This window comes from Bradyrhizobium sp. SRL28 (genome assembly GCF_018596315.1).
GTDB lineage: Bacteria > Pseudomonadota > Alphaproteobacteria > Rhizobiales > Xanthobacteraceae > Bradyrhizobium.
This window is the reverse complement of record NZ_JAHEAG010000044.1, coordinates 35,305-42,126: the sequence shown is the minus strand read 5'-3', so window position 1 is coordinate 42,126 and position 6,822 is coordinate 35,305. Positions and strand designations below refer to the sequence as shown.

The window sequence follows — 6,822 nt, the reverse complement described above, 5'->3', positions numbered from 1 at the left end:
CTCTTGCAAATCGGGGGCCATCCACACATGAGGCGGCCTTACGAAAGCCATTCGGAAATAGCGCTACCGACGATTACATGATGACGATGGCAAAGCCAATAAGCCGCCATGGCATGTCTTTGCGCTCCCGCGGCGTCCTGCGGTGTAGGCGGCCATGATGACTTGAGACAAAACGGTCTCAGCGCCCCTGGAAGAAGTGCGCTAAGACCGTTTCGACAGGTCCGGTATCCGCCAGACGTTCCTATAACTTGCGCTATTGCCACTCGTTCCCGGTTTTCCTGCCTCCAACAAATGCCGGATGGCCCGCCGGCGTGAACCGGCGGGCCCTGGTTGTCGGAGCCGGATCAGGCGCAGCGTCGTGCCCGGGCTTCCTCACGCAGCTTGATGGCCCGCGCATGGTCGATTATCTGCCACGCAACCCGATGCATCTGATCGATCGCGGAGTCGGCATCAGGCTGGGCTAACAGGATGGCAAGCAATGTCGCCCAGTCGTCTATGGCTGTAGCATCTGCAAAGGTGTCGTAGCCGTCGGCTCGTCGGACAATCCTGGTGCCCTTCATGCCATCACCGTGGGCAGGTTGTCTCTCCAACCAACCTGCTCCAGCAACCCATCATGGTCCCCGATTCCGGACACCCCGCTCTCCTCGGCCGGGTCGTCGTCTTGCCGGTCGCAATCGTCCTGCTCACCATCGATAGGGGGATAGGGCCAGGCGCTGATCTGTCGCCACGATTTGCTCTGGTCAATCATGCGATCGATCGAGCCTAAGGCTCCGCGTCCTCCCCTCCCCCATCGTCGTCGCAGGGCTCGAGCTCCATGTGGTTGTCGGTCTCGTCCAGGAAGCGGATGAGGCGGTCAATCTCGTCTCTAGCCTCCTTGCGGAGCCTGCCGATCGCGCGGAAGATGTGCGTCTTCTTTCACGTCCAGCCAATCCAGGCCGGCCGTGGGGTTAATTGCAGACGTGTTTAAGGGTGGCGTGCTAAGCACGCTGTCAGCCTGGGTCATTTGGATGCATCCTTCGTGGCTTGGGTTAGAGCCGGGCGGAAGTTCGCGCTTCCCCTCGGCTCGCATTTTTGGTACACCATAAATATGAAGAAGTCAATTTCGGTACACCAAAAAAAACGTGGGCGGCCAGCAACCGGTCGGGATCCCGCCGTGACAATCCGCTTGCCAGAGACAGTTTTGGCCAGCGTTGAACACTGGGCCATGTCGCAAGAGGATCAGCCGCCTCGTTCGCAGGCCATCCGTCAACTTGTCGAAATCGGTCTGTCGAAATCCACACCGGCTAAGCGGCCAAAGGTGCTCTCGACCGCTAAGCAAGGCGCCGAACGCGCGGCCGAACTGGCCGCTGACGTGATCGGCAAACAGATGCCAAACACAAGCAACGAGGAAAAGGCCACGCGCCGGCGTCGCCTCATCAAGGGTCCCTCGGAGTTTCGGGGTGTCAGGCGCGATCGGCCGCAGTGAAGCTAGTTGCTGAGATCTGGGGGCTGAAAGCGAAGGTGAATAGTGGCGAATACCCGACACGTCTACTCGAAAGAGGGGGAGCATGTTTATTATCGCCTCGGCGACAATATCTATGAACCGGTGGAGTCCGCGCGTTTTGGATCAGCGGCACTTGGTGGCATTCGCACGAAGGCGGGGCCGAGTACTATGAAAGAGGAAACTGGATATACAGCAAAGACGGCGAGCCACTATTCTATTACGCCGGGTAGTAGAACAAACCGGAATCTTGGTGGCCCGACCGGCCGTCCAGAGGCCATCCGCCGGCTGGTAGAGCTGGGCCTGAAGGCTAAGAAATGACTACCGTCGTAGCAAGCCGTCCTTGGACGGCGGAGGAAGATGAGCGGCTACGGGCTCTAGCAACAGCCGGTCGGAATGCCGCGTACGCTGCAAAGGAATTAAACCGGACCGAGGCGGCCTTGGCCAACCGCGCTTCTAAGCTGGGCATCCGCTTCGGAAAAGCGAAGTCTCGCGGTTTGGGTGCTCGATCATCCCGCTGAGGTGGTTGCCACCTCGCGCTTTAGTCCCAAAGCCCGCGGCTGCGGCTTCGGCGTTGACCCTGATAAGCGGCAGAGCCTTCTATGCATATTCCGGGTGAGCCTTAAAGTAGGCCCTCCAAACGCGTCGCCCTAACTCCAAATGTCCTAAGCGTTTTGCCTTCGTGCAGCGCGGCCATCATTCGCGCTGCCTTCTCGTCCGAGAGTGGGCCCGTAGCTGCCACCATTGCCGCCTCCACCAAGCGCGTGATTGCGCCGGCAGATGCAGAACCTGAGTCGCGGCAGAGCGGTGGCGCGCGCCGTCATCGCATTTCCCTAGTCGGCGAGATTAATGGGTGAGTCGTTCTCACCGTAAAAAAGCCGCAGCGATCTTTGATAAGGTAGTTAGGCTTCCCGTGAGAAGGGCGCGCGCCTTTTCGGAATGTAGCCTGGCAGGTGGTGGTGATATCTGTTGTGGGTCAACCGCGTCACTTTGGCCGTCGGCCGACTACTTCCGATCTCCCCCTGGGGGCGCACAGGAAACAGATCGGCAACTTAGAGACAACGATAGACCCTTCATTTTGTACCTCCCATTCTGGTTGTTTAGCCGTGAGCCAGATACCTCTTCCACTATGCATTCCAATCCGACCGCAATTCGTATCTAGCTCATAGCTGGTGTCTCTCTCGGCGCCGCCCGGCTGCTGTCAGATCGTCACGCGGCTGCCGTCGAAGCGCGTGAAGGAGAAGCCGTCGAAGGGTTCGCGGAGGGTAGTGCGCTCGTCCCGCAGCATGCCGATAGCCACTTCCTCGCCGATCGCCATTGAGGCGGAAGCGTCGGAACGCCAGTGGATGCCCGCCCAATTCCGCCCGAAACCGAAATTCACCGCGAGCTTGTTCAACTCTCCACCAACCGTGAGCGGTGGGCCGCTGTAGGGCGCGAGCTTCGTCGGGTCAGCCGGATCGGGCTGTACCGGGTTGGCGATGACGCGGCTCTCGTCGAAAAACGCCTTCAATATGGTAGCCGTGACGGCACCAACGCCTGTGGCACCGCCGGGATAGGTGGAGTGAAGGGGCGAGGCCTCCGGATAGGTTTGTGACAAAAGATAGGTGCCGTATTTGGCTTTACTACGATCGAGGGCTTCCGATTTCAGGAAGTTATCATGCAACGGGTAGTCGCTTACGCCATTGGCGAGGCGATGGTGCGCCAGACCGCCATAGGCTTCCGGTCGCACAGCCCGGTGCACGAAATACTTCTGCCAGTAGGATGCGCGGACGGAGTTACTGATCCCCGTGGCGAGTAGTGCCTGCACATGGGGCAACCCGAAGGTTGCACCACCAGGGCCTTGGGTTTTCGATTTCCGATACGGGTTCGATGAGTAGGACACGGGCTCTGCCGGCGGATACATCCCCGAATAACGTTGATCCGTCCCACCGCCGGGGGTCGCAAGGATCAGTGCTGCCGCCCACGCAAATGCAGGAGGCGTGCGGACATACTCCGCGAGATCTCTCCCTGTCGTTATGTATCGCGGTGTCACGTCGAACTGCAGCCTGCGTTTCGCTGCAACGCCGTTCTGGATCGCCAGCCACTCCTCGTATTCGGTCAGGAATTCGCTGGTGGGCAACGGGGTGCGAATTTGAGCGCTGATCCACTGTGCGGCATAGGGCACGTCCCGGAGCAGGAATTGCGAGATCAGCGGGCCGTCCAAAACGCCTGGAGGCGTGACCGAGCGGCCCTTCGGGTCAGCCGGGTCGAAATAAAGCGCATTGGCTCGGAACAGCGTACCGGGTGTGACCCGCCCACCAGACTTCGGCCCCCGGAAATCGGCAAGCTTGTTGAGTTCCTCGGTTGCTGCAAGCACGTCGCGATTGGAGGTGTCGTCGCGCAACTCGGTAAGCGGAACATCACGAAGCAGGGATTGCCAATATACCTCGACCGCCTCGCCGCCGCGCTCCGCACTTGCAAGGGCCGGTGCCGGCGTTATCCCAATCTGAGTAGGGTTTATGCCGCTGAGACTGACGGCCTGTGTGCCCACGGGATTGACCAGTTTGCGAGTGCCGCCGAGCGGGATTTTTTCGAAATCAGCGGGATCGCCCGACTGGCAAGCGGTATAGAGGGCCTGCCATGCCGCTTGTTCCACTTCGCCGCGTTTGTCGTGCGGCAGGCCCCGTGAATCGGAACCGATCTTGTTGGTGTAGCGCGCCTCATCGCCATTCGTCGGGTGGGGGACGATGGGAATTTTCTCGTTGTTTCTCGCGCAGACTTCTCGGACTTCGAAGGCGCGGCGCTTGAACGCCGCATCGAGCGGTCGCGGGTCCGCGCTCACAGGCTGTGCTGCTGCCGGGGCGATTCCGGGCATGCTCGGCGGAGACGCAAGCACGGCGGCGCCAACTGCGATGCCGGCCCCACCGAGGAGCGAGCGGCGAGTGACCGCGGTGGTCGGCAGGGTCGGCGATGCCAGGTCAGATTCAGTCGAAATGGTGGGGTGATCAGCCATGGAGATCTCCTCCCTCGCAGGCACCGCTCTGGGCCCGCGTTTTCAGGATTCAAATGGCACCCGGGCGCGTTTACGGGCACCCGCGTTGGAATGCGAATGGTGTAGGACCGGCGAAAAAAGGAAGTCGGTTATTTGAGTGCAATGCTTGCCGATGGAACGACTGCTGTCCGTTCAGTCCCGCGAGGATTCGGCATTTCCCGCCTGCGACGACAGCTATTCAAAGGGTACCCCATCTCGTGCGTCCTGGAAAGACGTCTGATTTTTGGACGACTTCCGCGAAGGGTCACACTGAGAAGTCCTGAGGTGCAGCCGGGAAGTCGGCTTTGCTTTCAAGAACGGACATCGTCAGTCTGGCCTCTCAGGTCCGAAAAGTGCCATGAACGGACTCATGTACCGCGGAAAAAATGGATTCTATTCGTCCACCTCGTCCCAACGGGCGAGCATCTTCTGCGATGGTCATTCGGGCAGCCCGGCTTGCCGCAATCCTTCTTCATATCGCGCGAGATCGTCGGCCCGCCAAGGGCCCAGCACGGCTTTAAGAGTGGAAACACGTAGCGCGGGATTCAGTTGCCGCAGCCGAGCCACTGCCTGATGTGCTTGCTCCGGCCGTCCGGCCATTGCATTGCTTGCGGCGGCGATGCGTAATCCAGGTTGAAAGTCCGGACTGTCCTGCAATGCCATTGCCGCCCACGATGCTGCTTCGTCATAGCGGCCCAGGAAGAAATGGGCATGCGCGGTCCCGGCCCGCATTCCTATTACCCACGGATCGAGTGGGCTCAGGCGCATCGCACGTGCGAAGCGCTCGATCCCCGCTTCCCGCTCGCCGAGCCAGTTTTTTACCCAGCCGCCCCAATTCCATGCCTCGGCCAAATTGGAATTGAGCACAAGCGCGCGATCGACTAAGCCAGCGCCCACCTCGAGATCGCGAACAACAGCCACTAATGCATACCCGCCGGCTGCGAGCGCGATTGCGTCATCCTTGCCCAACTCAACCGCCCGCTGAGCGAGCCTTGTCACCTCAGCAATCTCGCTCGGTGTGACTGAAATCCAGCCATTGGTCTGGGCTGTGACGTAGCAAAAGGCCGCACGACCGTAGGCGGAGGCAAAATCCGGGTCGAGCTCGATCGCGCGGTTGAACAGGCGCAATGCCTCGTTGTTCGCTTGCCGGTTGGCAAACTGATAAAATCCGGCCAACCCGCGTAAATAGAGGGCATAGGCGTCGAGACTCTCGGTCGGCTTGCGCTTGGCGCGCTCGATCTCGGCTTTTTCCACCGCTGGGGCGATCGCCCCGACAACGCTCTCGGTCACCTGGTCCTGCAGATCGAAGACGTCGCTGAGCCCGCCATCAAACCGTTCCGCCCAAAGATGTGCCCCAGTGGCGGTATCGACAAGCTGTCCTGTGATGCGGACTCGATTTGCCGCTTTGCGAACGCTCCCTTCCAACACGTAGCGCACCCCGAGCTCGCGTCCGACCTGCTTCACGTCGACGGTGCGCCCCTTGTAGGTGAAGCTCGAGTTGCGGGCGATGACGAACAGCGCCTTGAAATGAGACAGCGCCGTGATGATGTCATCGACCATTCCGTCCGCGAAATATTCCTGCTCCGGATCGGAGCTCAGGTTGGTGAATGGCAGAACAGCAATGGAGGGTTTATCGGGCAGCGCAAGGGCGTCATCAACACGCAGGCGGGTCGGCACAGCTGGCACGGTGCGGCCGTATGGGACGCGCCAGACCCGCATCGGTTCGGCGATATTCTTCAAGGATTGCGAACCCAAATCCTCAAACGTTACATCTACCTTGCCACGAATTTGCCGACGAGCGTCATCCGAGACGCTGATACCGCCCGGCTCTGCAATCCCCTCGAGACGCACTGCAATATTGACCCCGTCACCAAAGATATCGTTTTCTTCGATAATGATATCACCGACGTGAATGCCGATGCGGAGCTCGATCCGCTTGTCCTGCGGCACGTCGATATTTTGTTCGGCCATGCCGCGCTGAATTTCGTCGGCACATCGCACGGCGTCGACCACGCTGGCGAACTCGGCAATAGCGCCGTCCCCGGTATTCTTGACGACACGTCCGTGATGCTCAGCGATTTTGGGATCGAAAATCGTTCTTCTAAGCGCTTTCAGTCGCGCCAGCGTGCCCTCTTCGTCTATCCCTATCAGGCGGCAAGAGCCCGCGACATCCGCCGCCAGAATTGCTGCCAGCCGCCGCTCTACGTGCTCGCCGCTCAAGGTGGCCCCCATGCTCGGGGAAATTGATGGCTATATAGCACGATCGTGAGCCGATGTCGGCTATGCCGAGTCCGAAATGGGTCATTAGCGTCGGTTTGACCGGATCACGGCG

At 60.1% G+C, this 6,822-nt stretch carries 5 protein-coding genes; 1 reads left to right on the top strand and 4 read right to left on the bottom strand.

Annotated elements, in window-relative coordinates; genetic code table 11:
* Positions 1-344: 344 nt before the first annotated feature.
* Both KIP88_RS39160 and KIP88_RS39155 read right to left on the bottom strand, forming a co-directional pair.
* On the bottom strand, positions 345-560 hold the full coding sequence (locus tag KIP88_RS39160; RefSeq protein ID WP_214493488.1) for a hypothetical protein: 216 nt from the start codon (positions 558-560) through the stop codon (positions 345-347).
* Positions 557-748 carry a hypothetical protein gene (locus tag KIP88_RS39155; protein ID WP_214493487.1) on the bottom strand — a complete coding sequence of 64 codons (192 nt, stop codon included), beginning with the start codon at positions 746-748 and terminating at the stop codon, positions 557-559. Before KIP88_RS39155 ends, KIP88_RS39160 begins: the two co-directional genes overlap by 4 nt.
* A gap of 405 nt (positions 749-1,153) precedes the next feature.
* Here KIP88_RS39155 and KIP88_RS39150 point away from each other — a divergent pair, with 405 nt between their 5' ends.
* On the top strand, positions 1,154-1,465 hold the full coding sequence (locus KIP88_RS39150) for a hypothetical protein (protein ID WP_214493486.1): 312 nt from the start codon (positions 1,154-1,156) through the stop codon (positions 1,463-1,465).
* 1,216 nt (positions 1,466-2,681) lie between these two features.
* Here KIP88_RS39150 and KIP88_RS39145 read toward each other — a convergent pair.
* Both KIP88_RS39145 and KIP88_RS39140 read right to left on the bottom strand, forming a co-directional pair.
* Positions 2,682-4,472 carry a vanadium-dependent haloperoxidase gene (locus tag KIP88_RS39145; protein ID WP_214493485.1) on the bottom strand — a complete coding sequence of 597 codons (1,791 nt, stop codon included), beginning with the start codon at positions 4,470-4,472 and terminating at the stop codon, positions 2,682-2,684.
* A 456-nt stretch (positions 4,473-4,928) separates the two neighbouring features.
* On the bottom strand, positions 4,929-6,710 hold the full coding sequence (locus KIP88_RS39140; RefSeq protein ID WP_249791359.1) for an adenylate/guanylate cyclase domain-containing protein: 1,782 nt from the start codon (positions 6,708-6,710) through the stop codon (positions 4,929-4,931).
* Positions 6,711-6,822: the final 112 nt, after the last annotated feature.

Bases quoted from the DNA above. Each gene is read 5' to 3' on its own strand.
- KIP88_RS39160 (WP_214493488.1), bottom strand. From the start codon at position 560: ATGAAGGGCACCAGGATTGTCCGACGAGCCGACGGCTACGACACCTTT.
- KIP88_RS39145 (WP_214493485.1), bottom strand. From the start codon at position 4,472: ATGGCTGATCACCCCACCATTTCGACTGAATCTGACCTGGCATCGCCG.
- KIP88_RS39155 (WP_214493487.1), bottom strand. From the start codon at position 748: ATGATTGACCAGAGCAAATCGTGGCGACAGATCAGCGCCTGGCCCTAT.